The organism is Streptomyces sp. NPDC014870 (assembly GCF_043081505.1).
Lineage (GTDB): Bacteria > Actinomycetota > Actinomycetes > Streptomycetales > Streptomycetaceae > Streptomyces.
Genome location: NZ_JBIBWQ010000004.1, coordinates 286,219 through 312,082 on the forward strand (window position 1 = coordinate 286,219; position 25,864 = coordinate 312,082).

Below are 25,864 nucleotides of genomic sequence, written 5' to 3' on the forward strand. Positions count from 1 at the left end.
TGGGGGCCGGGCCCGCCCGGCCCCCTCGGACCGCCGCACCCGACGGGGGGAACCACCCATGTCCACGCCTCGCGCGCAGCTCGCCGACGCCCGGCTCTACCTCTGCACGGACGCCCGCAAGCGCCAGGGGGACCTGCCCGCCTTCCTCGACGCCGTACTCTCCTCCGGTGTGGACATCGTTCAGCTCCGCGACAAGGGCATGGAGGCCGGCGAGGAGCTGGAGCACCTCGCCGTCTTCGCCGAGGCCTGCCGCCGGCACGGCAAGCTCCTCGCGGTGAACGACCGGGCCGACGTCGCCCACGCCATCGGCTCCGACGTGCTGCACCTGGGCCAGGGCGACCTGCCCGTGCCCGCCGCCCGGCGGATCCTCGGTGAGGACGTCCTCGTCGGCCGGTCCTGCCACGCCGAGTCCGAGGTGGACGCGGCCGCCGCCGAGCCGGGCGTGGACTACTTCTGCACCGGCCCCTGCTGGCCCACCCCCACCAAGCCCGGGCGGTACGCCCCCGGCCTCGACCTGGTGCGGTACACGGCCGCCCTGGAGCAGGACCGCCCCTGGTTCGCCATCGGCGGCATCGACGAGTCCACCCTCGACGAGGTCCTGGAGGCGGGCGCCCGCCGCATCGTCGTCGTCCGCGCGATCACCGAGGCCGACGACCCGGCCGCGGCCGCGGCCCGCCTGGCCAAGCGCGTCCGCGAGCGCTCCGCGTAGCGCAGACCTCCCGTGGCGCCCCGATGGGCGTCAGGGAAACCCTGTCCGAACGCTGTCCAAAAAGGTGTCCACGACTCGGACACCGCTTCGTCGGCCGCAGCACCCCGTCTAACCTGCCGGTATGGCCCTAGGTACCGCTTCCACCCGCTCGGACCGCGCACGCACGGTCCGCGAGATCCTCGAGTCCGGCAAGCCGTCGTACTCGTTCGAGTTCTTCGCGCCCCGGACGGAGAAGGGCGAGCGGAGCCTCTGGAACGCCCTGCGCCGCGTCGAGGCGGTCGGCCCGAGCTTCGTCTCCGTGACCTACGGGGCCGGCGGTTCCACGCGTGGCGGCACCGTCAAGGCCACCCAGAAGATCGCCGGGGACACCACCCTCACCCCCGTCGCCCACCTCACCGCCGTCGACCACTCGGTGGCCGAGCTGCGCAACGTGCTCGGCCAGTACGCCGACGCCGGCATCCGCAACATGCTCGCGCTGCGCGGCGACCCGCCGGGCGACCCGCTGGGGGAGTGGGTCGAGCACCCGGAGGGCGTCCGGTACGCGGCCGACCTCGTGCGGCTGATCAAGGAGTCCGGCGACTTCTGCGTGGGCGTCGCCGCCTTCCCGGAGATGCACCCGCGGTCCACCGACTGGGACACGGACATTCGTCACTTCGTGGACAAGTGCCGGGCCGGGGCGGACTACGCCATCACCCAGATGTTCTTCGATCCCGAGAACTATCTGCGGATGCGCGACAGCGTGGTGAAGGCCGGCTGCGAGACGCCGATCATCCCTGAAGTCATGCCCGTTGTTAACGTGAAGACCCTCGACCGGCTGCCCCAGCTGAGCAACGCTGCCTTCCCGTCGGATGTGAAAGACCGCATCCTCGCCGTCAAGGACGATCCAGCCGCTGTACGCTCCATTGGCATCGAGTTCGCGACGGAGTTCTGCGCGCGTCTGCTCTCCGAGGGTGTCCCCGGACTGCACTTCATCACGCTGAACACCTCCACCGCGACGCTGGAGATCTACGAGAATCTCGGACTGCACGTGCAGTCGTGAACGGCGTACCCGCCCCAGACCCGCGGCGGTGGCCGTAGGAGAGGGGCGGGCATGGGGTGGACGGTCCTCTACATCGCGTTCGGTGTCGTCGCGTTGTGGCTGCTGGGTGAGGTGCTCCTGCAGTACAAGGCGAGGCTGCGCTGGCGCGTGCTCGCCTTCTGCGGCTTCCTCGGGGTCGTCCTCGGTGTGCTGATGCCGTCCGTCGCGGTGATCATCGTGGGCGCGGTGGCCTTCGCCGTCGGCCAGACCTATGTGACGCTCTCCTTCCGGCGCGGCTTCTCCACCGGCTGGGCGATCGGCGGCAGCCCCGGCGCGAGCCGCCGCCGCAAGTCCGGCCCGCCGGCCGAGGCGGCCGGCCCCACGCTGGAGGTCAGCGACCTCTCCTACGAGCCGGTCGACCCCGCGTACGCCGGGTCGCACGACGGTGGGGCCCCCGCCGAGTCGCAGGCCGAGACGACGGCCGTCTACGAGCCCCAGCCGATGCCCGAGGACACCGGCCAGTACGGCGTCTACACCCCCGCGTACGACCACGCGCAGGCCCACTCCGAGACCCCGCAGCACTCCTACGGGGGATACGACGGCGGCTACGGCGGCTACGAGCAGCACCCGGGGTACGGCCAGCAGCCCTCCTACGACTACGGCGGCGGCCAACAGCAGTACGCCGCCTACTCCGACCCGTACATCGGCCCGGGCACGGACGGCCAGCAGTACGCCGCGTACGACTACGGCACCGGCGGCCAGCAGTCCTACGCGGACCCGTACGCGCCCTCGTACGCCTACGACACGCCGCCCGGCGGGGTGTGGGTGCCGCAGCAGCGGGACGGCGAGCAGCCCGCCCCGCCGCCGCAGCAGGGCCAGGAGTACTACGGCTACGACAACGACCAGCAGCAGTACCGGTACTGAGGCGCCTCGGCGCTCCTACTGCGAGCCGCGGAAGTCGTCGCCCTCCACGATCAGGCCGGCGACCAGCGCGCCCGACATGCCGGCGTGGGCGAGCCCGCCGCCCGGGTGCGACCAGCCGCCCGCGAAGTACAGGCCCGGCAGCGCGGAGCGGTTGGCCGCCGGGAGGTACCGGCCCCGGCCGCCCGCGAGGGCGGGCCCGGGGACCTCGGCGGCGCCCGTCTCGCGCCGGGTGTCCTCGGGGGTGCGGAGCTCCTGCCAGAGCAGCCGCTCGCGGAGGTCCGGCACGGCCGCCTCCGCCGCCGCGACCAGTTGCCCGGCGAGCGCCGACCAGTCGTGGTCGGCGTGCGGGCGCACTGTCGCGGAGAGCGTCACCGACTCGTGGTCCGCGTCGGGGCGCAGTGCCGGGTCGTCGGGCCGCAGCACGGTCACCGTCGGCCGGTCCCCGGCCCCGTGGACCACCGTGCGGTGCGCGGCGCCCGGCTCGCGCGCCCCGCGCAGGGCCAGACAGACCGTCAGCCGGCCCGTCGTGTCCGTCTGGTACGACGGCCAGTCGTCCTGGCGCTCCCAGCCGACGACCTGCTCGCCGTAGAGCGCGGGCACCGGCGCCCCCGCGACCACGTGGTCGGCGGTCACGATCTCGCCCCCGGCCAACTCGACCCCCGCCGCCCGGCCGTCCTTCTCCACGATCCCCGTGACCGCGGTGTCGAAGACGAACTCCACCCGCCGCTTCAGGCACCGCTGGTACACCGCGTCGGCCAGGGCCCGGATGCCCCCGCGCACGTACCAGCTCCCGAAGGTCTGCTCCATGTACGGCAGGACGGCCGCCGATGCGGGGGCGCTGCCCGGATCGAAGCCGTACGCCCACGCGTACGAGTCGAGGAGGGCGACGAGCCGGGGGTCGCGCAGCTCCCGCGCGCCGATCTGCGCCAGCGTGGTCGTGGGCCGCCGCAACAGGCCCGCCTTGAGCGCCGGGTAGGGCTCCCGCGCCAGCGGCGCGGTGTCGGCGGCCTGCGGCTCCTCCAGGAGGGGGCGGCGGGTGCGGTCCCAGGCCTCACGGGCCCGGACCAGGAAGTCGCCCCACCGCTCGCCCGCGCCCGCGCCCGCGCCGAGCGCCGCGTCGAGCGCGGAGACCGTGCCGGCCCGCGAGGCGTTCGGCAGGTCCACGCGCGTGCCGTCGGCGAAGACATGACGGCTCGCCGGGTCGACCTGGGTCAGCTCGACGAGCTCCTCCAGGGGCTCCTTGCCGGTCTTGACGAACAGATCGCGGTAGACCGCCGGGAGGTGCAGCAGGCCGGGTCCCGTGTCGAAGCCGAACCCGTCCCGCTCGAAGCGGCGCACGGCACCGCCGTACGTCCCGCCGCGCTCGTACACCGTCACCCGGTGGCCCGCCACGGCCAGCCGGGCGGCCGCCGCCATGGCGCCCATCCCGGCGCCGATCACCACAATCCGTGCCATGTCAGGGACCCTATCGGCCGCCACCGACAGCCCCGTTCGCGCCCCGGCCGGTCGGCCTCGGCCGGGTCCACGCCGGTCGGCCTCGGTCAGTCGGGTGGGACCGGGCTCCGGGGCTCGGCGGCGGCCAGCCGGCGTTCCTCCCGGCGCTGTGCCCTGCGCCGCAGGAAGCGGCGGATGCTGTGGGCGAGGAAGAAGAGTATGACCAGCCCGAGCAGGAGCAGGACGGCCGCGATGATCGCCGCCGCCTCGGGGTTGAACATGGCGAAGGTGATGATCCCGGCGACGCCCAGGTCCTCCGCGGTGCTCACGGCGATGTTGGAGAACGGTTCCGGCGAGGTGTTGATCGCCATCCGCGTCCCGGCCTTGACGAAGTGGCTCATCAGGGCGGTCGAACCGCCGACGGCGCCCGCCGCCAGGTCGGAGAGCGAACCGGACTGCCCGGCCAGCAGCGCGCCGACCACGGCCCCGGCCACCGGCCGGATCACCGTGTGCACGGAGTCCCAGACGGAGTCGACGTACGGGATCTTGTCCGCCACCGCCTCGCAGAGGAACAGCACCCCGGCGGCGATCAGGACGTCGGTGCGCTGCAGCGACTCGGGCACCTCGTCGGTGAGACCGGTCGCGCCGAAGACGCCGAGCAGCAGGACCACCGCGTACGCGTTGATCCCGCTCGCCCAGCCGCTGGTGAAGACCAGGGGGAGTACGGACACGTCCGCGATCGTAACCAGCTCTGAGTATCCGTACCTAGGTGTCGAGATGAGTAGGGATGCGGATGGGCTCCGACCTGCTTGGACGAGAGAGTGGTGTCCACGGAAGGGGCGCGGCTCCGGGACCGCCGACACGGGGTGGCGGAACGGGGCCGCGCGCCTGCCGGCACGGGGGTGCACGGGGTACGGGGGTACCACGGGGGTGCACGGGGGTGCAGGAAACGCGAACGGCGAGGCTCGGGGGGATCGAGCCTCGCCGTTCGTCGTGTGCCGTCCGTCGTGTGCCGTGCGGGGTTGTGCCCCGCCGGGTGGCTAACGCCCGCTCACGCGCCCGTGGAGCAGCCGGGACAGGGCGCTGTGGACGTCGTCCAGCGAGCGCTCCCGCTGGAAGGCCTGCCAGTCGAGCGCGGCCACCAGGACCATCCCGACCAGGGCCGCCGCCGTGAGCGGGATGTCGATCTCCGCGCTCAGCTCGCCCTCCTCGACGCCCTGCCGCAGGACGTCCTCCACCACCGCGACCGCCTGCTGGCGGACCACCAGGAGCGTCGAGTTCCAGGCCCGGTTGGTGCGCCAGAGCTCGGCCACGTACAGCTGGGTGAAGGCCGGGTAGCGGTCGATGAAGACGAGGCCCGCCCGGATCATCGCGTCGAGCGCGTCGACCCGCTTGCCGCCCTGTCGCTCCGTCTCCTCGGCCGCCTCCCGGAGGGAGGCGGTGAGCAGGCCGACGCCGTGCCGCAGCAGCTCCTCGAAGAGCTCGGTCTTGCTCTTGAAGTTGTAGTAGACCGTGCCCTTGGCGACCCCCGCGCGCTCCGCGATCTCGTCCACGGTCGTCGCCGAGAACCCCTGCTCGGCGATGAGGGTGACGGCGGCCTCGTAGAGCTTCGCGCGCGTGGCCTGGCGTCTGGTGCTGCTGCTGTCCATGGGCTCGATTCTCACAGGTTCCGGGTGTCTCACAGGCTCAGATCGGGGTGCAGCCGGTCGAGCGTCCAGACCTGCTTGCGCCGGGCCGAGACGGCCGTCAGGGCGAGTGCCCCGAGCGTGAACGCGGCGAGCACCGCGCACGCCTGCCACACCGGTCCGATCCCGCCGCCCGAGATCAGCCGGCGCAGCGACTCGACCACGTAGCTCATCGGCAGGAAGGGGTGGATGGCGTTGAAGAAGCCGGGGCTGGTCTGCACCGGGTACGTGCCGCCCGCCGAGGTCAGCTGGAGCATCAGCACGGCGAGCACCAGGATCCGGCCCGCCGCGCCGAAGCGGGCGTTGAGCCACTGGATGATCGCGGCGAAGCAGCAGGTCACCAGGGCGAGGAAGCCGACCGTCCCGGCGGCCCTCGCCATCTGCAGGCCGAGACCCCAGTGCAGGACCGACATCAGCGCGGCGACCTGCAGCAGCCCGATGGCCGCGACGGGCAGCCAGCCGGCCAGCGCGATCCGCCAGGCGGAGGCCCCGGCGGCGAGCGCGCGCCGGTTCAGCGGCTGGATGAGCATGTACGCCACCATCGCGCCGACCCAGAGGGAGAGCGGGATGAAGTACGGGGCGAAACCGGTGCCGTAGTTGGGCGCCTTGTGGAGCGACTGGGAGGCCAGTTCGACGGGGTCCGCCATGACCTCCGTACGCCGGTCGCGCTCGTCCTTGTCGTAGTCGGGGATCTTGGTGACCCCGTCCTTCAGGCCGGTGGCCAGCTCGCCCGAGCCGTCGGCCAGCTTGAACAGACCGCCGTCGAGGTCGCCGGCGCCCTTCTTGAGCTTGCCGACGCCGGTGTCGAGGCTCGCCGAACCGCCCTTGGCGCTGGTCAGGCCCGTGTGGAGCTCGTCGGCGCCCTTGGCGACCTTCTGGGCGCCCTCGTTCAGCTTGTTGATCTTCTTGACGGCGCCTTCGAGGTCGTCGTCCAGGTGCGGGGCGGCCTTGACCACCTCGGCGGAGTGCTTCTGGACGTCGGCGAGCCGTGCGTCCAGCTTCTTCAGGTCGCCGTCGCTGTCCTTGGTCAGCTCGTGCAGGTCGTCGGCGATCTTCGCCACGTCGTTCGCCGAGACCTTGGCCTCCTTGAGGACCTCGCAGGCCTTGGCGTCGGGCAGCAGCGCGTCCACGCAGCTCTTCTTGTGGAGCGCCTCCAGCTTGTCGTCGGCCAGGTGGGCGGCGCTCCGGGCGAGCGGGGCGCGCCGGACCACGTCGGCCAGGTCGTTGCGGACCGCCGTGGCCGCGTCGCCGACCAGCCGGGCGGTGTCGCCGATCGCCTTGCCGTTGTCCTTCAGGTACGGGCGGACCTTGGCGGCCGACCCGTTGACCTTGTCGGCGAGTTCCTTCGTACCGGCGGCCACCTGCCGGGAGCCGGTCTCGAGGCGGCCCGCGCCCTCGTCGAGCTTCTTCAGACCGCCGGCCAGGTTTCCGCTGCCGGTCTTGGCGTCCTTCAGCCCGTCGGCCAGGTCCTTGGAGCCCTTCTTGGCCTTGTCCACGCCGTCCTTGACGTCACCCGCGCCCTTGGCCGCCTCCGCGGTGGCCTCGTGGATGTCCGAGAAGGAGATGAAGATCTTGTCGAGGAAGGAGCGCGAGGACTTCGTCGAGGCGGCGGTGCGGACCTCGGAGAAGACGGTCCGCGAGATCTGCCCGACGATGTAGTTGTTGGCGTCGTTCGTCCGCACCTGCAGGGCGCCGGTCTCGGGCGAGTCGCCCGAGCTGGAGGCGATCCGGGAGCTGAAGTCGCCGGGCATGGTCAGCGAGAGGTAGTACGTCCCGTCCTCCACGCCCTCTCGCGCCTCGGCGTCACTGACCTGGTGCCACTCGAAGACCTTGCTGTCCAGCAGGGACTCGGTGATGTCGGCGCCCGCGGTGATCTTCTTGCCGTCGGCGGTGGCGCCCTTGTCCTCGTTGACGAGCGCGACGGGTATCCGGTCGAGCCTGCTGTACGGGTCCCAGAAGGACCAGAGGTACAGCGCGCCGTACAGCAGCGGCAGCAGCAGGATCGCGACGAGCGCGGCGCGCGGCAGCTTCCCCCTGCCGAACCGCTTCAGCTCAAGCGCGGCGAGCCTCGGCGAGCGCATCGGCTTCCCCCTCATCGGTCGTGTCTTCGTCGGTGTGTTCGGCGCCTGCCGCGTCTGCCGCCTCTTCGGCGTCTGCCGCGTCCTCGGCGTCTTCCGCGTCTTCCGCGTCGGAGTCCTCGGCGGCGGCGGTCTCGTCCGCGCCGGAGTCTTCGGCGGCGCTCTCCGGGGCTTCCTCGGCCGCCGTGGCGTCCGCCGCTCGCGGTGCCGTGGTGATCGTCAGGGCGTCCTCGGGGGCCTCGCTGCACACCGCGAGCACGGTCGTGCCCGCGTCTGCGATCGAGCGGAGGAGCTTCCACGCCTCGGCGCGGTCGGCGGCCGAGAGCTTGAGGTCGGTGTCGTCGAGGGCGAGCAGCCGGGGGCGGCCGATCAGGGCCAGGGCCACGGACAGCCGCAGGGCCTCGAGCCGCTCCAGGTCGCGTACGGAGGTCCGCTCGGCCTTCGGCAGCGCGTCCAGGTCGAGCCCGGAGGCCTCCAGGGCCGCCTCGATCCGTGCCTTCGTGGCGGCGGCGCGCTCGGCCGGCGGCAGGAGCAGGGCCCGGACGGCGCCGTCGTAGCGGCGCTGCAGCAGGGCGCGCTCGCGCAGGTGCTCGGCGACGGTGAGGGCGGGGTCGAGATCGCTGACCCCGGGCACCGGGCCGAGCGCGCTGATCCGGCGCACGGCGGCCATCCGGCGGGGCAGCGGGAGCCCGGCGACCTCGGCGTGCCCCTCCTGGGGCTTCATCCGGCCGGTCAGCGCGAGCAGCAGGCAGGTGCGGCCCGATCCCGACGGGCCCTCGATCGCGACGAGCGCACCGGGTTCGGCCCGGAAGGACACCTCGCGGAAGACCCAGCCGCGCGGCCCCTTCAGCCCGAATCCGTCCGTGACGACGGCGGCGCCGTGCGGCTCCTCCGGCTTCGCATCCACCGGTCCACCCCCCACTTTCCCCACTTTTGAACTGACCAGTCAGTGCAAAAACTTACCCCTGGATCGGCGATCTCGGCAAAACCGCAGGTCAGCGTGATTGTCAGTGGTGGCCTTCAGGATGGACACATACGGACACCGAGCCGTCACACGACGACAGGAGGCACGTCATGAACAGCTCCTCCGCAGCCGCCGTCCACCCCGTGCTGCGCCGCCAGACCGCGCCGCCCGCCGCCCTCGATCTGCTCGCCCAGGCCCGCGCCGGACTCGACGAGGCCGTGAGCCTCGACCGGCCCAACGAGCGGTACGCCACCGCCCACCTCGCGGCCCTGCGCACCGCCGCCGCCGTGCTCGCCGTCCGCGGCCGGCCCGAGGCCAACCCCCGCAAGAGGACCCGGATCCGCAGCGCCTGGGAGGTGCTGCCCGAGATAGCGCCCGAGCTCACCGAGTGGAGCGCCCTGTTCGCCTCCGGCGCCGCCCGCCGCGCGCGGGCCGAGGCGGGCATCCCGGGCGCGGCGACCCCGAGGGACGCCGACGACCTCGTCCGGGACGCCGAGATGTTCCTGCGCCTTGTCGAGCGCCTCCTCGTCCTCCAGCCCGTACTGCCCCGCCGACGCGAAGCCGGGGAGGCCACCGGGTGAGGGCCGGTTGAGCGGGGGACCGCGCGCGAGGCCATAGGGTGGGAGGCGTTCGTACACCGTCACCGAGGAGTCAACAGCCGTGTCGGACCCTTCCCCTGTCTTCGGTCGAGAGGCGTCGTCGCGCCCGTCGCGCGCCTCCCTTCGTACGGCCGTCGTCTGGGACGTCCTCAAGGACGCCCTCGACCGCCGGGTCAAGGCCACCGGGAAGGACTGCCTCGATGTCCTCGACACAGGCGGCGGCTCCGGCAACTTCGCCGTCCCGGTGGCCCGGCTCGGCCACCAGGTGACGGTCGTGGACCCCAGCCCCAACGCCCTCTTCGCGCTGGAGCGCCGGGCCGCCGAAGCCGGCGTCGCCGAGCGGGTCACCGGCGTCCAGGGCGACATCCACGGCCTCTTCGACGTCGTCGGCCGCGACGGCTACGACGTGGTGCTCTGCCACGGCGTCCTCGAATACGTCGACGACCCGGCCGAGGGCGTACGGAACGCGGCCGCCGCGCTGCGGGACGGCGGTGCGCTCAGCCTGCTCGCCGCGGGCGTCGGCGGCGCCGTGCTCGCCCGCGCACTGGCCGGACACTTCACCGAGGCCAGGAACGCGCTCGGAGACCCGGACGGCCGCTGGGGCGACGGCGACCCGGTGCCCCGGCGGTTCACCGCCGACCAGCTCACCGAGCTGGCCGGCGCGGCCGGCCTGGACGTCGGCGCGGTGCACGGCGTACGGGTCTTCGCCGACCTGGTCCCCGGTGTCCTGGTCGACACCGAGCCCGGCGCGGCGGACGCCCTGCTGAAGCTGGAGGCCGCGGCGGCGGAGCTGCCGTCGTTCCATGCCATCGCCACCCAGTTGCACCTCCTGGGCGAGAAGCGCGCCTGATACCCCGGGGTGGCGCGCTGATCAGCGGCGCAGCCGCACATGGAGTACGCCACAGAACCTCCGGTCGACGGCTTTGCCCCGTATGATCGGGGGACACGATCCGGCATGACGGGCAAGGTGCTGGGGAATCAACGCCTCAGCAACCCGACCGCATGGCGGCCCGGATTGGCGAATAGGCGTTGAGGGCGGGTTTCACGGGGGCGAATCCCTGCCTATCCTGAAAGGGCCGCATCCCGGTCGCCCCCGCGACCGACGACTAGGAGGACTCCGTGCCGCTCTCGGAGCACGAGCAGCGAATGCTCGAGCAGATGGAGCGAGCGCTGTACGCCGAAGATCCCAAGTTCGCGACAGCGCTCGAGGGAAGCGGGCTGCGTACGTACACCCGGCGACGGGTCTACCAGGCAGTCGCCGGCTTCCTGGTGGGTATCGCGCTCCTCATGGCTGGAATGGTCGCGCAGCAGTGGTGGATCAGCGTGGTGGGATTCCTCGTCATGCTGGGCTGCGCGGTGATGGCCGTGACCGGATGGCGCAAGGCGCCCAAGCCGGGTGAGCAGCAGCAGGCGAGCGGCGGGGAGGCGGCCGGTGGCCGTCGGACCCGACAGCGCCGCTCGATGATGAACCGGATCGAGGAGCGGTGGCAGCGCCGCCGCGACGAACAGCAGGGCGGCGGCCACTGACGCCGCGCCGAGGGCCCTGCCCCTGACAGGTGGTATCCCGAGCGAGCCCCGTGGGCCCGGTACGCGACAGCGCGTGCCTGGCCCACGGGGCTCGTCGCGTGCGGCGCGCCGCACGCGCCACCGCGTCCCCGTCGAAGCGGCCTCCGGGAGCGGCCCACCCGACCGGAAGCACCCCGACCGGAAGCACCCCGCCCTGAAGCGCCCGACCTGAAGCGCCCGACCCGAAGCGCCCGACCGGAAGCGGCTCGCCCGACCATCCCGACGGGTCCCGCGCACCGGACCCGCCCGCCACCGCACGCGCCGGTGCCCCGCCCCCGGGGAGGGGCGGGGCACCGGGCGCCCGGGGATCTGCCCCCGGTAGGCGTCAGCCCTCGTTGCGGGACGGGCGCCGGAACCGGGCCGTCACCCGCGTCGACAGGGCGTCGCGACGGGCGCCCCAGGCCGTCGTCCTGGCCGACCACCAGGCGGAGGCCTGCCAGACCACCCGCACGGTCGAGCGCGGCGCCAGCAGGGCGCGGAGCCGGACCCGCCGGGACGCCGCCGCGGTGAAGCCCGAGCGGACCTGCGCCACCTCGTCCACGAGGCCCGTGCCCGGACGGGGCTGCGGGGCGTAGAGCACCCGCTCGACCGCCCGCGCCACCCGGTGCACCGCGTTCGCCGGCTCGCCCTCGAGGGAGCCGAGCCGGACGATCCGCGCCGCCGTCCTGCGGGGCGTCATCGACTCGTCCGGGAGCACCCCGTGGTCCCAGGCCGTGTCGTTGATCTCCTGCCACGCCGCCAGCGTCCTGGCCACCCCGTCCTCGGCCGTACGGCCCGAGGAACCGAGCCGCCTCGCCCGTACCCGATTCCGGTACAGCAGCGGCGACAGCGGGATCAGCAGCACCACCGCCACCCCCAGCGCCACCAGCACCACCGTGAGGAGATCCGTGCCGCCGCCGTCCGAGGTGTCGGCGCCCGCCACCTCGTCCTGGCCGCACTCGCCCTGGCGGCGCATCTGCGCCGGGCAGCTCTCCGAGGTCCTCGGCGCCGCCGACGGCGTCGCCGACGCGCTCGCCGACGGCTGTGCCGACTCGGTCGGCGTGCCCGAAGGGGACTGCTCACGCGTGTACTCCGGCGTGGAGCCCCGGGACGGGGTCGGCTCGAACCGGGTCCACCCCACACCCTCGAAGTACAGCTCGGGCCAGGCGTGGGCGTCCCGGATGCCGACCGAGATCGTGCCGTCGGACTGCCGGTCGCCCGGCATGAAACCGACCGCCACCCGCGCGGGAATCCCGAGCGAGCGCGCCATCGCCGCCATCGAGAACGAGAAGTGGACGCAGAAGCCCTCCCGGCGCTGCAGGAAGCGCGAGATCGCCTGGACACCCGTACCGGACTCGACCTCGACGTCGTAGCGGAACCCGCCGTCCGTCGTGAACCAGTCCTGGAGCTTCACCGCCCGCTCGTAGTCGTTCCTGGCGCCCTTCGTGACCTGCAGGGCCGTCGCCCGGACGTCCAGCGGCAGCGAGTCGGGCACCTTGGTGTACTCGGTGCGCAGCGCCTGCGGCGCGGGCGGGGCGTCCGCCAGCTGCCGGGCCGTCGGCCGCACGTCGAGGCTCGTCACGGTGTACCGGGCGCCGGAGGTGTTCTGCCCGTCGTCGCCGACGAGCATCCGCCCGGCCGGCTCGTACCGCCAGCGCCCGTCGATCTCCACCCGGTCCGCCGGGAAGGGCATCGGCAGCCACTTCTGCTCGTACGTCGGGGAGGCCACGAAGTTGCCCGTCACCTCGACCGTGCGGACCTGGTCGCTCAGCCCGGTCGGCCGGGGCAGCCGCTCGGGCACGTCCTGGATCGGACGGACCGAGGACTTCCACGACGTGCCGTCGAACTGGTCGAGGGCCACCAGACGCAGATACATGCCGGTCGTGTCGGTCGCGTTCGTCCGGTACCGGAGCACCTCGCGGTCCTCGGGCTGCCGCAGGTTGTCCTGGAGCGAGACCAGCGGGTTGACCGCCGAGATCGTGCCGCCCTCGCCCCGGTCGCCAGGACCGTCGCCCGCACCGCCGAACAGACCGCCCGAGAGCGTGGGCAGCACGGCCGGCACCACGAGCGCGACGCCCAGGGCGACCACGCCGATCCGCCGCCCGGCCCGCACGCCGGCGAGCGGCTTGCCGCCCCCGGACCCGGCCGGCCCCGGCCCCGAGCGGCCGGCGCGCGCCGCGCCGCCGAAGACCCGGCCCCACTGCGAGAGCCGGTCCCGGCTCTCGGTGAGGAGCAGCAGCAGGTAGCCGGAGGCCGCGCACAGGAACCAGATCCAGCTCGCACCGCCCTCGGAGAGCCCCGCGGCCACCGAGTACAGCGCCAGCAGCGGCAGACCCGCCGGGGCGGCGCTGCGGAAGGTCACCGCGATGGTGTCCACCAGGAGCCCGATCAGGAGCACGCCGCTGATCACCATCAGCTTGATGCCGTCGGTGTCCGGGGCGGGTGGGGCGTACGTGCCGACGTCCTCGGCGCCCGCCTGGAACAGCTCGGCGAACCGAGCGAAGGTCTGCGGCCCCGGCAGGAAGCCGAGCAGCGCCTGCTCCCGGGCGAAGACCAGGGTCAGCGCGAGCAGGCCGACGACCAGCTGCGCCGCCACCGTCAGCGCCCTGGCCAGCGGAACGCGCCGGGTCAGCGCGCCGACCCCGCTCTGCAGCGCCAGCAGGAACGCCGCCGTGAGAATCCACGTCGACGGGTCCACCAGCGGGAGGAGCGCGCCCGCCGCCAGCAGCGTGGCCGCGTAGGCGCCCAGTGTCAGCCGCCCGCGGCCGCTCATGCCCAACCTCCGTACGTGTCACCCGGGGCGCTCTCCGCCCGGACGCCGCTCGCCTGCCGCCACAGCTCGGCGAGCCTGGCCCCCGGGGGCACGGGCAGCGCCGTCCACCCGGCCTCGCGCAGCCGCCGCAGCCGCTCGTCGATCGCACCGGCCACGGCGCCGCCGGTCAGCCACGTCCCGGAGTCCAGGACGAAGGCGACGGCCGCGCCGCCCCGCCCGCGCATCCGGGCGGCCAGCGCGGCCTGCTCCTCGTCGAGGTCGCCGACGAAGGCGACCAGCAGGCCCTCGTTCCCGCCGCGCAGCACGTCGTACGCGCGGGAGAGCCCGGCCCCGTCGGAGTGGTCCACGACGGCCAGGGCGTCCATCAGCAGCCCGGCCGCCTCGGCCGAGTCCTGCGAGGTGCCCGCGAAGCCCTCGGCGCCCTCGCCGGGCACCGCCGTGCCCGTGTCCGTGAGGAGCCGGACCGAGAAGCCCCGCTCCAGCATGTGGACGAGGACGGAGGCGGCGCCCGACACCGCCCACTCGAAGGCCGAGTCGGGGCCCGCGCCCTGGTAGGCGATCGCGCGGGTGTCGAGCAGCACCGTGCAGCGGGCCCGCTGCGGCTGCTCCTCGCGGCGCACCATCAGTTCGCCGTAGCGCGCGGTGGACCGCCAGTGGACCCGGCGCAGGTCGTCGCCGTGGCGGTAGGCGCGCGGGATGATGTCGTCGTCGCCGGCCAGCGCGAGCGAGCGCAGGGAGCCGTCGCCGTACCCCGCCGCCTCGCCGGACAGCTTCACCGCGGGCAGCGCCTCGGTCCTGGGGACCACGGTCAGGGTGTCGTACGCGCTGAACGAGCGGGTCAGCTCGCACATGCCGAACGGGTCGTTGAGCCGCAGCTGGAGCGGGCCCAGCGGGAACCGGCCGCGCAGATCGGACCGGACCCGGTACGACACCTCGCGCCGGCCGCCCGCCTCGACCCGGTCCAGGACGAAGCGGGGCCGCGGCCCGAGCATGTACGGGACGTGGTCCTGGAGCATGAGCAGCCCGGTGGGCAGCTTGGAGACGTTGTCCATCCGGAGGTGGACCCGGGCCTCCGAGCCGACCGGCACCCGCTGCGGGGAGAGCCGCCGGCTGCCCGCGACCCGGTAGCGGGTGCGGTGCAGCACGACGACGCAGATCAGCGGCAGCACGGCGAGCAGCAGCCCGACCCGCAGCAGGTCGCCCTGGCCGAGGACGTAGGCGCAGATCCCGGCGGCGATGCCGGCGGCGAGGAAGGACCGGCCGCGCGTGGTGAGACCGCTCAGGGCGGCCCGCAGACCGGTCGGGTCCTCACCCGGGCGACGGTCCTGTCCGTCGTCGCCCCGCCGGCCCTCCGGCGCGGCGGAGGTGGCCATCACAGCGACCGGACGCCGGGCTGCTGGCCGAAGTGCGGGCCGGCGGGCGGCGCCGCGGCCGGGACGGGCGTGCGCTGCAGGATGTCGAGGACGACCTGCTCGGCGGTCCGCCGGTTCAGCTGGGCCTGCGCCGTCGGCAGCAGTCGGTGGGCGAGGACGGGCACGGCGAGGGACTGGAGGTCGTCCGGCAGGACGTACTCGCGGCCGCTCAGCGCGGCGGACGCCTTGGCGGCGCGCAGCAGGTGCAGGGTGGCCCGCGGGGAGGCGCCGAGCCGCAGGTCCGGGTGGCTGCGGGTGGCCGCGACGATCTCGACGGCGTACCGACGCACGGAGTCGGCCACGTGGACCGCCCGTACCGCGTCGATCAGCTTGACGATGTCGTGGGCGTGCGCGACGGGCTGCAGGTCGTCGAGCGGGTTGACCGCCCCGTGGACGTCGAGCATCTGGAGCTCGGCCTCGGCGCTGGGGTAGCCGATGGAGACCCGGGCCATGAAGCGGTCGCGCTGCGCCTCGGGGAGCGGGTACGTGCCCTCCATCTCCACCGGGTTCTGCGTGGCCACCACCATGAAGGGGCTCGGCAGCTCGTACGTCTGCCCGTCGACCGTGACCTGCCGCTCCTCCAGGGACTCCAGGAGAGCCGACTGGGTCTTCGGCGAGGCGCGGTTGATCTCGTCGCCGATCACGATCTGGGCGAAGATCGCGCCCGGCTTGAACTCGAAGTCACGCCGCTGCTGGTCGAAGATCGACACGCCCGTGATGTCCGAGGGCAGCAGGTCGGGCGTGAACTGGATGCGGCGCACCGAGCAGTCGATGGACCGCGCCAGCGTCTTGGCGAGCATCGTCTTGCCGACGCCGGGGACATCCTCGATCAGAAGATGTCCCTCGGCGAGCAGCACGGTCAGCGAAAGCCGTACGACCTCAGGCTTGCCCTCGATCACACCCTCCACCGACCTGCGGATCCGCTCCGCTGTGGTGGTCAGATCTGTGAGGCTCGCTCGATCGTCATAGGTCGTCACCCCGGCCCTCCTCGGCCCCTCCGTGAACACAGACACCTGCCCCCGCGGTGATTCGGGGGGTGTCACCCGAGCATTCTTGTTGCCCTTGCCGGGTTGTGTCACTTGGCTGTGGACAACCGGGGGAGATTTGCCGGGGTTTGCCGTGTTGCGTCCAGGCGATCGGACCGAGGTCGGGCCCGGATCGAGCCGGGGCCGGGCTGGGGCCGGGCCGGGATCCGGCCGGGATCCGGGCCGGTGACCGGCGTCGATCAGGCCGGGTCGATCTCGCGGATTCGGTGGACTCGGCGGAGAGGTGCGCTGAGGTCGACGTGTTGTGGACGGTAGTGGTCACGCCCATGCGAGGCCCGCGGTGAGAGTGGACAAAGAACGTCAATGAGCCTTCTTGTGAGGTAACCCACAGGCGCGGGAGGGCGAGTCCATCCGGGTGAGTCACCGGGAGTGCCCGGCTCCGTCCGAAGGCCCGCGCGACGCGCCAGCCGGTTGATTGACCGCCGGGGTCAGTGGACTAAAGTGACGCGGAGTTTGACGGAGACAATGAGCGATTTCCGCAGTTTCTCCCCCGCGTGTGCGGCGGATGCGTAGCGGCCGCGCCGAATCTGAGCCGAATTCTGAGAGGGCGCATTGAGCAACGACCGACACGTCCCGGTGATGCTCCAGCGGTGCCTGGACATGTTGGCCCCCGCACTGGAGCGCCCCGGCGCGGTCGTCGTCGACTGCACCCTCGGCCTCGGCGGGCACAGCGAGGCGCTGCTCAAGCGGTTCCCCGAGGCGCGCCTGGTCGCCCTCGACCGGGACAAGGAGGCGCTGCGCCTCTCCGGCGAGCGGCTCGCTCCCTACGGTGAACGTGCCACTCTCGTGCACGCGGTCTACGACGAACTGCCCGAGGTCCTCGACCGGCTCGGCGTCCCGCGCGTCGACGGCATCCTCTTCGACCTCGGCGTCTCCTCCATGCAACTCGACGAGGCCGACCGGGGCTTCGCGTACGCGCAGGACGCCCCGCTCGACATGCGCATGGACCAGACGACCGGGGTGAGCGCCGCGGAGGTCCTCAACACCTACCCGGCCGGCGAGCTGGTCCGGATCCTGCGCGCGTACGGCGAGGAGAAGCAGGCCAAGCGGATCGTCTCCGCGATCGTGCGCGAGCGCGAGAAGGAGCCCTTCACCAACAGCGCCCGCCTCGTCGAACTGATCCGTGACGCGCTGCCGCAGGCGGCGAAGCGCACCGGCGGCAACCCGGCCAAGCGCACCTTCCAGGCCCTGCGCATCGAGGTCAACGGCGAACTGACGGTCCTGGAGCGGGCGATCCCGGCGGCGGTGAAGGCGCTCGCGGTGGGCGGCCGGATCGCGGTCCTCTCGTACCACTCCCTGGAGGACCGGCTGGTCAAGCAGGTCTTCGCGGCGGGCGCGGCGAACACGGCGCCGCCCGGCCTGCCGGTGGTCCCCGAGCAGTACCAGCCCCGCCTGAAGCTGCTCACCCGCGGCGCGGAACTCCCCACCGAGGAGGAGATCGCCGAGAACCGCCGCGCCGCCCCGGCCCGGCTCAGAGGAGCGCAGCGCATCCGGGAGGACGTGCCTTCATGACGACGAAGGGGCCGCTCGAAGGGCGGGCCGCGCGACTCGGCCGGCTCATGCCGTCGAGTCCGAGCAGCGCCGCCCGCACCCCCTTCGTCCTGCTCGTCGTCGTGCTCCTCGGCGGCGGGCTCATCACGCTCCTGCTGCTGAACTCGGCCCTCAACCAGGGCTCCTTCAAGCTGCGCGACCTCAAGAACCGCACCACCGAGCTGACCGACGAGGAGCAGGCCCTCCAGCGCGACGTGGACGACCACTCCGCGCCCGACGCGCTGGAGCGGCGGGCCAGGGAACTCGGCATGGTGCCCGGCGGCAGCCCCGCCTTCCTGGAGCCGGACGGCACGGTCAAGGGCGAGCCGTCCAAGGCCTCCGCCCCGAAGCCGGACCCGACCCCGAAGCCCGACCCCACCCCGACGGCGACGAACACGCCGAGCGGCAGCCCCGCGGGCGCGCCGAACGGCACCCCGTCCGGGCAGCCCGCGAACCCGGCCGCGCAGCAGCCCACCGGCGCCACGCCACGCCCGCCCGCGACGACGACCGCCCCGACGACCGCGCCCGCCCCGACGAACTCCGGCAGGTGACCTCAGTGCCCCCCAAGGAGCCCCCGCGCCGCCGCGTGCCCGGCCCCGCGCACCCCGCCCGCCCGGCCCGCCCCCGGCCCCCGGCCGCCGCACGTCCGGCCGCCGCGCGCTCGGGCGCGCCACGCAGGCCCGCGCCCCGCCCGCCGGCGCGCAGGGTGCGCACGATCCGGCTCGGCAGCCCCAAGCCCCGGCTGCGGCTCGTCTCCCTGGGCCTGACCCTCGTCATGCTGGCCTTCGTCGTCCGGCTGCTCCAGGTGCAGGCCGTCGACGCGCCCGCGCTCGCCGCCAAGGCCGATGCCCACCGCTTCCAGGAGTACACGCTCTCCGCCGAGCGGGGCGAGATCACCGACCGCTCGGGGATCGCCCTCGCCACCAGCGTCGACGCCTACGACATCACCGCCGACCCCAAACTCTTCACCCCCGAGGAGAGCAAGGTGGACGACGCCCCCGAGCAGGCCGCCGCGCTCCTCGCGCCGCTCCTCGGCAAGCAGCCCGCGGACCTGGCCAAGAAGCTCCGTACCCCCAGGTCCCGCTACACCCTGCTCGCCCGCAAGCAGACCCCCCAGGTCTGGAACCAGATCAAGGACCTCAAGAAGGTCTACGAGAAGAAGGCCAAGCCGGCCGAGGGCGGCAACGGCGTCAACCTGCTCGGCGGGATCCTCAGCGAACCCAGCACCAAGCGCGTCTACCCCAACGGGCAGCTGGCCGCCGGGATACTGGGCTACGTCAACGCCGAGGGCCGCGGCGCCGGCGGCCTGGAGTCCATGCTCGACACGGAGCTGGCGGGCGAGGACGGCAAGATCAGGTTCGCCCAGTCCGGCGGGCGCCAGGTGCCCACCGCGGGCTCCCAGGGCACCCCGGCCGTGCCCGGCTCCGACATCGAGCTGACCATCGACCGGGACATCCAGTGGGCCGCCCAGCAGGCCATCACCGAGCAGGTGAGGAAGTCCAAGGCCGACCGCGGCTACGTGATAGTGCAGAACACCCGGACCGGCGAGGTCCTGGCCATGGCCAACGCCCCCGGCTTCGACCCCAACGACCTCTCCGCGGCCAACGCCGCCGCGATGGGCAACGCGGCCCTCCAGGACGCCTACGAGCCCGGCTCCACCAGCAAGGTCATGTCCATGGCCGCCGTCCTGGAGGAGGGCGCGGCCACCCCCGGCACCCATGTCACCGTCCCCAACCGGCTGCACCGCGGCGACCGGCTCTTCAAGGACGACATCGACCACCCGACCTGGTACCTGACCCTCAACGGGGTCCTCGCCAAGTCCAGCAACATCGGCACCATCCTGGCCACCGGCCAGCTCGGCAGGACCCAGGCCGAGTCCAACCAGGTCCTCTACTCCTACCTGCGCAAGTTCGGCATGGGCAGCCCCACCGGGCTCGGCTACCCGGGCGAGACCCCGGGCATCCTCGCCAAGCCCCAGGACTGGTCGACCTCGCAGCAGTACACGATCCCCTTCGGCCAGGGCCTCTCCGTCAGCGCCATGCAGGCCGCCTCGGTCTACTCGACCATCGCCAACGGCGGCGTACGGATCGAGCCCACCCTCGTCCGCGGCACCAAGGGCCCCGACGGCCGGTTCACCCCGGCACCCGCCCCCGAGCAGACCCGGGTGGTCAGCGAGAAGACCGCCAGGACCCTCGCGCAGATGATGGAGTCCGTGGTCGGCGACGAGGAGGGCACCGGCACCAAGGCCCGCATCCCCGGCTACCGGGTCGCGGGCAAGACCGGCACCGCCAACCGCGTCGACCCCGAGCTCGGCCGCTACAAGGGGTACACCGCCTCCTTCGCCGGCTTCGCGCCCGCCGACGACCCGCAGATCACGGTCTACTGCGCGATCCAGAACCCCACCAAGGGCAGCTACTTCGGCGGCCAGATCTGCGGCCCCATCTACAAGAAGGTCATGGAGTTCGCCCTCAAGACGCTCCATGTGGCCCCCACCGGCAGCGAGCCCGCCCGACTGCCGGTCACGTTCAAGGACAGCGAGTGACACCCCGGGAGCACCAGTGAGCACGATCACCCCCGATTCCGGGAACCGGAAATCGAACTCCGGCGACGCCCCGGCCTCTTTTGGCCCCGCGACGGGTGGGCCCGGTACGCTCACCGCCGTGCCACACGCTGATCAGTACCGAACCACCCCGCCCCGCCCGGAGCAGGCCCGCCCGACACCCCTGGGCGACCTGGCCGCACGGCTCGGCGTCGGGGCGCCCGGCGACACCGACGTCACGGGCATCACCCACGACTCGCGGGCGGTACGCCCCGGCGACGTCTACGCGGCCCTGCCCGGCGCCCGGGTGCACGGCGCCGACTTCGCCGCCCAGGCCGCCGGTCTCGGCGCCGCGGCGATCCTCACCGACCCGGCCGGAGCCGACCGCGCCGCCGCGACCGGTCTGCCGGTCCTGGTCGTGACGGACCCACGCGGCCGGATGGGCGAGCTCGCCGCCGAGATCTACGGCCGGCCGGGTGAGGACCTCCTCCAGATCGGCATCACCGGCACCTCGGGCAAGACCACCACCGCCTACCTGGTGGAGGGCGGCCTCAAGGCGGCCGGCCGCCGGAGCGGCCTCATCGGCACGGTCGAGATGCGGATCGGCGACGAGCGCATCAAGTCCGAACGGACGACCCCCGAGGCCACCGACCTCCAGGCGCTCTTCGCGGTCATGCGCGAACGCGGTGTGGAGGCCGTCGCCATGGAGGTCTCCAGCCACGCGCTCGTGCTCGGCCGGGTCGACGGCTGCGTCTTCGACGTCGCCGTCTTCAACAACCTCAGCCCGGAGCACATGGAGTTCCACTCCGACATGGAGGACTACTTCCAGGCCAAGGCGCGGCTGTTCACCCCCGAGCGCAGCAGGCGCGGCGTGGTCAACCTCGACGACGCCTACGGCCGCCGGCTCGCCACGGAGTCCGGTGTCCCGGTCGTCACCTTCTCCGCCGAGGGCCACCCGGACGCCGACTGGCGCGCCGAGTCCGTCGAGATCGGCTCCCACGGCTCCACGTTCACCGTTCTCGGCCCGCAGGGCGAGCGGATCTCCGCCGCCGCTCCGCTGCCGGGACCGTTCAACGTCGCCAACACCCTGGCCGCGATCGTCACCCTCGCCACCGCCGGGATCGACCCGCAGACCGCCGCCGACGGCATCGCCGCCGTCCCCGGCGTCCCGGGCCGCCTGGAGCGCGTGGACGCGGGCCAGCCGTACCTCGCGGTCGTCGACTACGCGCACAAGACGGACGCCGTCGAATCGGTCCTGCGCTCGCTGCGCAAGGTCACCGAGGGCAGGCTGCACATCGTCCTCGGCTGCGGCGGCGACCGGGACACCACCAAGCGCGGGCCGATGGGCGCCGCCGCGGCGCGCCTCGCCGACACCGCCGTACTGACCTCCGACAACCCCCGCTCCGAGGACCCTCTCGCGATCCTGGCCGCGATGCTCGCGGGCGCCGCGGAGGTGCCCGCCCACGAGCGCGGCGACGTCCTCGTCGACGCCGACCGCGCCTCCGCCATCGCGGCGGTCGTGGCCCGCGCGCAGTCGGGCGACACCGTGCTCGTCGCCGGCAAGGGCCACGAGCAGGGCCAGGACATCGCCGGGGTGGTCCGCCCCTTCGACGACCGTCAGGTCCTGCACGAAGCGATTGAACGCAGCCTCAAGAACAGTCAGGGATAAGTTGTGATCGCCCTCTCCCTCGCCGAGATCGCCGAAATCGTCGGCGGGCAGTCGTACGACATACCGGATCCGGCCGTCCGGATCACCGGTCCCGTCGTCATCGACTCCCGTGAGGTGAAGCCCGGCAGCCTGTTCGCCGCCTTCGCCGGCGAACAGGTCGACGGCCACGACTACGCGGCCCGCGCCGTCGAGGCGGGCGCGGCAGCCGTCCTTGCCGCCCGCCCCGTCGGTGCGCCCGCGATCGTCGTGGACGACGTCCAGGCGGCGCTCGGCGCACTCGCCCGCGCCGTCGTCGAACGCCTCGGCACCGATGTCGTCGCCCTGACCGGATCGGCCGGCAAGACCTCCACGAAGGACCTGATCGCCCAGGTCCTCCAGCGCCACGCGCCCACCGTCTGGACGCCCGGCTCGCTCAACAACGAGATCGGGCTGCCGCTGACGGCGCTGCGCGCGAGCGACGAGACCCAGCACCTTGTCCTCGAGATGGGCGCCCGCGGCATCGGTCACATCCGCTACCTCACCGGACTGACCCCGCCGCGGATCGGACTCGTCCTCAACGTGGGCACCGCCCACATCGGCGAGTTCGGCGGCCGCGAGCAGATCGCCCAGGCGAAGGGTGAACTCGTCGAGGCGCTGCCGCCCGCCGACAAGGGCGGCGTGGCGGTCCTCAACGCCGACGACCCGCTCGTCCGCGCCATGGCCGCCCGGACCCAGGCGCGCGTGACGCTGTTCGGAGAGTCGGACGAAGCGGTCGTACGTGCCGAGAACGTCCACCTCACAGCTGCCGGACAGCCCTCATTCCGGCTTCACACACCCACCGGGTGCAGTGATGTGACCTTGCGCCTGTACGGTGAGCACCACGTGTCGAACGCGCTCGCCGCGGCCGCCGTCGCCCATGAGCTGGGCATGCCCGTGGAGGAGATCGCCACCGCGCTCTCCGAGGCGGGCACCCTGTCGCGCTGGCGCATGGAGGTCACCGAGCGTCCGGACGGCGTGACGATCGTCAACGACGCCTACAACGCGAACCCCGAGTCCATGCGAGCCGCTCTGCGCGCGCTCGCGGCCATGGGCCGGGGAGCACAGGCCCAGGGGGGCCGCACGTGGGCGGTGCTCGGCAAGATGGCCGAGCTCGGGGACGCATCGCTCGCCGAGCACGACGCGGTCGGACGGCTCGCTGTCCGGCTCAACGTCAGCAAGCTCGTCGCGGTCGGGGACAGGGAAGCGTCCTGGTTGCAACTGGGCGCATATAACGAGGGTTCGTGGGGTGAGGAGTCGGTGCACGTGTCCGACGCGCAGGCGGCGGTCGACCTGTTGCGCAGTGAGCTGCGCCCGGGGGATGTCGTCCTTGTGAAGGCGTCCAGGTCGGTTGGTCTGGAGCAGGTCGCCCTGGCCCTCCTCGACTCCGAGAGCGAGGTCACGGGCCGATGAGGCAGATCCTCTTCGCGGGCGCCATCGGGCTCTTCCTGACCCTGATCGGCACTCCGCTGCTCATCAAGCTCCTGGCCCGCAAGGGGTACGGGCAGTTCATCCGCGACGACGGCCCGCGCGGCCACGCCGGGAAGAAGGGCACGCCCACCATGGGCGGCATCTCCTTCATCCTGGCCACGCTCATCGCGTACGCCCTCGCCAAGGTCATCACCGGTGAGGACCCGACGTACTCGGGCGTCCTGGTCCTGTTCCTGATGGCCGGCATGGGTCTCGTCGGCTTCCTCGACGACTACATCAAGATCGTCAAGCAGCGTTCGCTGGGCCTGCGGGCCAAGGCGAAGATGGCCGGCCAGCTGATCGTCGGCATCGCCTTCGCCGTGCTCTCGCTGCAGTTCGCCGACCTGCGCGGGCTCACCCCGGCCTCCACGAAGCTCTCCTTCATCACCGACTTCGGCTGGGCCATCGGACCCGTCCTGTTCGTGGTCTGGGCGCTCTTCATGATCCTGGCCATGTCCAACGGCGTGAACCTGACGGACGGTCTGGACGGCCTGGCCACCGGCGCGTCGGTGATGGTCTTCGGCGCGTACACCTTCATCGGTCTGTGGCAGTTCCAGGAGTCCTGCGCCAACGCGGTCACCCTGACCAACCCCAACGCCTGCTTCGAGGTCCGCGACCCGCTCGACCTCGCGGTCGTCGCCTCCGCCCTCATGGGCGCCTGCTTCGGCTTCCTGTGGTGGAACACCTCGCCGGCCAAGATCTTCATGGGTGACACCGGCTCGCTGGCCCTCGGCGGCGCCCTCGCCGGCCTCGCCATCTGCTCCCGTACCGAGCTGCTGCTCGCCCTGCTCGGCGGCCTGTTCGTGCTGATCACCATGTCGGTGGTCATCCAGGTCGGCTCGTTCAAGATGACCGGCAAGCGCGTCTTCCGGATGGCCCCGCTCCAGCACCACTTCGAACTCAAGGGGTGGTCGGAAGTGCTGGTCGTCGTCCGGTTCTGGATCATCCAGGGCATGTGCGTGATCGTGGGCCTGGGCCTCTTCTACGCGGGATGGGCTTCCGAAAAGTGAGCTGGAACGGCAAGAGGGTCACCGTCGCGGGTCTCGGGATCTCCGGGATCCCCGCCGCCCGCGTCCTGCACGGGCTCGGCGCCGTCGTGACCGTCGTCAACGACGGCGACGACGAGCGCTCCCGGGCCCAGGCGGAGGAGCTGCGGGCCGAGGGCATCACCGTCCGCCTCGGCGACGGCGACACCCTGCCGGAGGCGACCGAGCTGGTCGTCACGACCCCCGGCTGGCGGCCCGACAAGCCGCTTTTCGCGGCCGCCGCGGAGGCGGGCGTGGAGGTCTGGGGCGACGTCGAGCTGGCCTGGCGACTGCGGGACACCCCGTCGGGAAGGACTCCCGCTCCCTGGCTCGCCGTGACCGGCACCAACGGCAAGACCACGACCGTGCGGATGCTGGCCTCCATCCTGGAGGCCGCCGGGCTGCGTACGGCCGCCGTCGGCAACATCGGGGTCTCGCTCCTCGACGCCGTCCTCGGCGACGAGACGTACGACGTCCTCGCCGTCGAGCTCTCCAGCTACCAGCTCCACTGGGCCCCGAGCGTGCGCGCCCACTCGGCCGCGGTGCTCAACCTGGCGCCCGACCACCTCGACTGGCACGGCTCCATGGAGGCGTACGCCGCCGACAAGGGCCGGATCTACGAGGGCAACACCGTCGCCTGCGTCTACAACGTCGCCGACAAGGCCACCGAGGACCTGGTCCGCGAGGCCGACGTCGAGGAGGGCTGCCGCGCGATCGGCTTCACCCTCGGCCCCCCCGGCCCCTCCCAGCTCGGCGTCGTCGAGGACATCCTCGTCGACCGGGCCTTCGTCGAGAACCGGCAGAAGCAGGCCCAGGAACTCGCCGACGTCGCCGACGTGCAGCCGCCCGCCCCGCACAACATCGCCAACGCGCTCGCCGCGGCCGCCCTCGCCCGCGCCTTCGGCGTCGAGCCGAAGGCGGTACGGGACGGACTGCGGGCCTTCCGGCCCGACCCGCACCGCATCGAGCTGGTCGAGGAGATCGAGGGAGTCGTCTACGTCGACGACTCCAAGGCCACCAACACCCACGCCGCGGAAGCCTCGTTGGCGGCCTACGACCCGATCGTCTGGATCGCCGGCGGCCTCGCCAAGGGCGCCGCCTTCGACGAGATCGTGGCCAAGTCGGCGAAGCGCCTGCGCGGGGTCGTCCTGATCGGCGCCGACCGCGCGCTGATCCGCGAAGCCCTGGCGCGACACGCCCCCGAGGTCCCGGTCGTGGACCTCGACCGGACCGACACTGGGGCGATGTCCGAGGCGGTCCAGGAGGCGGCGCGACTCGCGCGGCCGGGCGACACGGTCCTGCTGGCCCCGGCCTGCGCCTCGATGGACATGTTCACCAACTACATCAAGCGGGGCGAGGCCTTCGCGGACGCGGTCCGCGCCCTCGCCTCCACCGGGCGCGTCTGACCTGCGGGCAACGAGGTCCGGCG

Annotated in this window: 21 protein-coding genes; 13 read left to right on the forward strand and 8 right to left on the reverse strand. The window is 72.9% G+C overall.

The window, feature by feature from the left end:
• The first annotated feature begins 58 nt into the window (after positions 1 to 58).
• The 3 genes from thiE to ACF09C_RS13810 all read left to right on the forward strand — a co-directional run bounded on the left by thiE (position 59) and on the right by ACF09C_RS13810 (position 2,651).
• Positions 59 to 709, forward strand: coding sequence for a thiamine phosphate synthase (thiE, locus tag ACF09C_RS13800; RefSeq protein ID WP_392091685.1), 651 nt, complete (start codon positions 59 to 61; stop codon positions 707 to 709).
• 121 nt (positions 710 to 830) lie between these two features.
• Positions 831 to 1,748 carry a methylenetetrahydrofolate reductase [NAD(P)H] gene (metF, locus tag ACF09C_RS13805; protein WP_392091686.1) on the forward strand — a complete coding sequence of 306 codons (918 nt, stop codon included), beginning with the start codon at positions 831 to 833 and terminating at the stop codon, positions 1,746 to 1,748.
• 51 nt (positions 1,749 to 1,799) lie between these two features.
• Positions 1,800 to 2,651: a hypothetical protein gene (locus ACF09C_RS13810; RefSeq protein WP_392091687.1), complete on the forward strand. Its 852-nt coding sequence runs from the start codon at positions 1,800 to 1,802 to the stop codon at positions 2,649 to 2,651.
• Positions 2,652 to 2,666: 15 nt separating this feature from the next.
• Here ACF09C_RS13810 and ACF09C_RS13815 read toward each other — a convergent pair whose 3' ends face one another.
• From ACF09C_RS13815 to ACF09C_RS13835, 5 genes are all read right to left on the reverse strand, one after another.
• The gene (locus tag ACF09C_RS13815) at positions 2,667 to 4,106 is read right to left on the reverse strand and encodes a phytoene desaturase family protein (protein ID WP_392091688.1); all 1,440 of its coding nucleotides are present in this window, start codon (positions 4,104 to 4,106) and stop codon (positions 2,667 to 2,669) included.
• A gap of 86 nt (positions 4,107 to 4,192) precedes the next feature.
• Positions 4,193 to 4,816: a DUF4126 domain-containing protein gene (locus tag ACF09C_RS13820; RefSeq protein ID WP_392091689.1), complete on the reverse strand. Its 624-nt coding sequence runs from the start codon at positions 4,814 to 4,816 to the stop codon at positions 4,193 to 4,195.
• Positions 4,817 to 5,125: 309 nt separating this feature from the next.
• Positions 5,126 to 5,734, reverse strand: a complete 609-nt coding sequence (locus ACF09C_RS13825; protein ID WP_392091690.1) for a TetR/AcrR family transcriptional regulator — start codon at positions 5,732 to 5,734, stop codon at positions 5,126 to 5,128.
• Between the two features lie 29 nt (positions 5,735 to 5,763).
• A complete protein-coding gene (locus ACF09C_RS13830; RefSeq protein ID WP_392091691.1) occupies positions 5,764 to 7,851 on the reverse strand; it encodes a YhgE/Pip family protein in 2,088 nt (695 codons plus the stop codon).
• Complete coding sequence (locus ACF09C_RS13835; protein ID WP_392091692.1) at positions 7,823 to 8,755, reverse strand: ATP-binding cassette domain-containing protein; 933 nt, start codon at positions 8,753 to 8,755, stop codon at positions 7,823 to 7,825. The genes ACF09C_RS13830 and ACF09C_RS13835 overlap by 29 nt, the downstream gene beginning before the upstream one ends.
• Positions 8,756 to 8,922: 167 nt before the next feature.
• On the opposite strand from ACF09C_RS13835, the gene ACF09C_RS13840 reads away from it, so the two are divergent.
• The 3 genes from ACF09C_RS13840 to ACF09C_RS13850 all read left to right on the forward strand — a co-directional run bounded on the left by ACF09C_RS13840 (position 8,923) and on the right by ACF09C_RS13850 (position 10,938).
• Complete coding sequence (locus tag ACF09C_RS13840; protein WP_392091693.1) at positions 8,923 to 9,393, forward strand: SAV_6107 family HEPN domain-containing protein; 471 nt, start codon at positions 8,923 to 8,925, stop codon at positions 9,391 to 9,393.
• Positions 9,394 to 9,472: 79 nt separating this feature from the next.
• A complete protein-coding gene (locus ACF09C_RS13845; RefSeq protein ID WP_392091694.1) occupies positions 9,473 to 10,261 on the forward strand; it encodes a class I SAM-dependent methyltransferase in 789 nt (262 codons plus the stop codon).
• Positions 10,262 to 10,530: 269 nt separating this feature from the next.
• On the forward strand, positions 10,531 to 10,938 hold the full coding sequence (locus tag ACF09C_RS13850) for a DUF3040 domain-containing protein (RefSeq protein WP_362419756.1): 408 nt from the start codon (positions 10,531 to 10,533) through the stop codon (positions 10,936 to 10,938).
• A gap of 364 nt (positions 10,939 to 11,302) precedes the next feature.
• Here ACF09C_RS13850 and ACF09C_RS13855 read toward each other — a convergent pair whose 3' ends face one another.
• From ACF09C_RS13855 to ACF09C_RS13865, 3 genes are read right to left on the reverse strand one after another with little or no spacing between them, the layout of a single operon-like run.
• Positions 11,303 to 13,729 (reverse strand): DUF3488 and DUF4129 domain-containing transglutaminase family protein, encoded by a 2,427-nt coding sequence (locus ACF09C_RS13855; protein ID WP_392091695.1) that lies wholly within the window; start codon positions 13,727 to 13,729, stop codon positions 11,303 to 11,305.
• Positions 13,726 to 15,102, reverse strand: a complete 1,377-nt coding sequence (locus tag ACF09C_RS13860; protein WP_392091696.1) for a DUF58 domain-containing protein — start codon at positions 15,100 to 15,102, stop codon at positions 13,726 to 13,728. Before ACF09C_RS13860 ends, ACF09C_RS13855 begins: the two co-directional genes overlap by 4 nt.
• Positions 15,102 to 16,118, reverse strand: a complete 1,017-nt coding sequence (locus ACF09C_RS13865) for an AAA family ATPase (RefSeq protein WP_392091697.1) — start codon at positions 16,116 to 16,118, stop codon at positions 15,102 to 15,104. The genes ACF09C_RS13860 and ACF09C_RS13865 overlap by 1 nt, the downstream gene beginning before the upstream one ends.
• A gap of 621 nt (positions 16,119 to 16,739) precedes the next feature.
• Between ACF09C_RS13865 and rsmH the strand changes: the two genes are divergently transcribed.
• The 7 genes from rsmH to murD are packed head-to-tail and all read left to right on the forward strand — an operon-like array spanning position 16,740 to position 25,841.
• Complete coding sequence (gene rsmH / locus ACF09C_RS13870; RefSeq protein WP_392091698.1) at positions 16,740 to 17,699, forward strand: 16S rRNA (cytosine(1402)-N(4))-methyltransferase RsmH; 960 nt, start codon at positions 16,740 to 16,742, stop codon at positions 17,697 to 17,699.
• Positions 17,696 to 18,268, forward strand: coding sequence for a septum formation initiator family protein (locus ACF09C_RS13875; protein WP_392091699.1), 573 nt, complete (start codon positions 17,696 to 17,698; stop codon positions 18,266 to 18,268). The genes rsmH and ACF09C_RS13875 overlap by 4 nt, the downstream gene beginning before the upstream one ends.
• Before the next feature lie 5 nt (positions 18,269 to 18,273).
• Entirely contained in the window at positions 18,274 to 20,259 is a 1,986-nt protein-coding gene (locus ACF09C_RS13880) for a peptidoglycan D,D-transpeptidase FtsI family protein (protein ID WP_392091700.1), read from the forward strand.
• 16 nt (positions 20,260 to 20,275) lie between these two features.
• Positions 20,276 to 21,925: a UDP-N-acetylmuramoyl-L-alanyl-D-glutamate--2,6-diaminopimelate ligase gene (locus ACF09C_RS13885; protein WP_392091701.1), complete on the forward strand. Its 1,650-nt coding sequence runs from the start codon at positions 20,276 to 20,278 to the stop codon at positions 21,923 to 21,925.
• A 3-nt stretch (positions 21,926 to 21,928) separates the two neighbouring features.
• The gene (gene murF, locus ACF09C_RS13890) at positions 21,929 to 23,353 is read left to right on the forward strand and encodes a UDP-N-acetylmuramoyl-tripeptide--D-alanyl-D-alanine ligase (protein ID WP_392091702.1); all 1,425 of its coding nucleotides are present in this window, start codon (positions 21,929 to 21,931) and stop codon (positions 23,351 to 23,353) included.
• Complete coding sequence (mraY, locus tag ACF09C_RS13895) at positions 23,350 to 24,420, forward strand: phospho-N-acetylmuramoyl-pentapeptide-transferase (protein WP_189802264.1); 1,071 nt, start codon at positions 23,350 to 23,352, stop codon at positions 24,418 to 24,420. The genes murF and mraY overlap by 4 nt, the downstream gene beginning before the upstream one ends.
• The gene (gene murD / locus ACF09C_RS13900; RefSeq protein ID WP_392091703.1) at positions 24,402 to 25,841 is read left to right on the forward strand and encodes a UDP-N-acetylmuramoyl-L-alanine--D-glutamate ligase; all 1,440 of its coding nucleotides are present in this window, start codon (positions 24,402 to 24,404) and stop codon (positions 25,839 to 25,841) included. Before mraY ends, murD begins: the two co-directional genes overlap by 19 nt.
• The last annotated feature ends 23 nt before the right edge of the window (positions 25,842 to 25,864 follow it).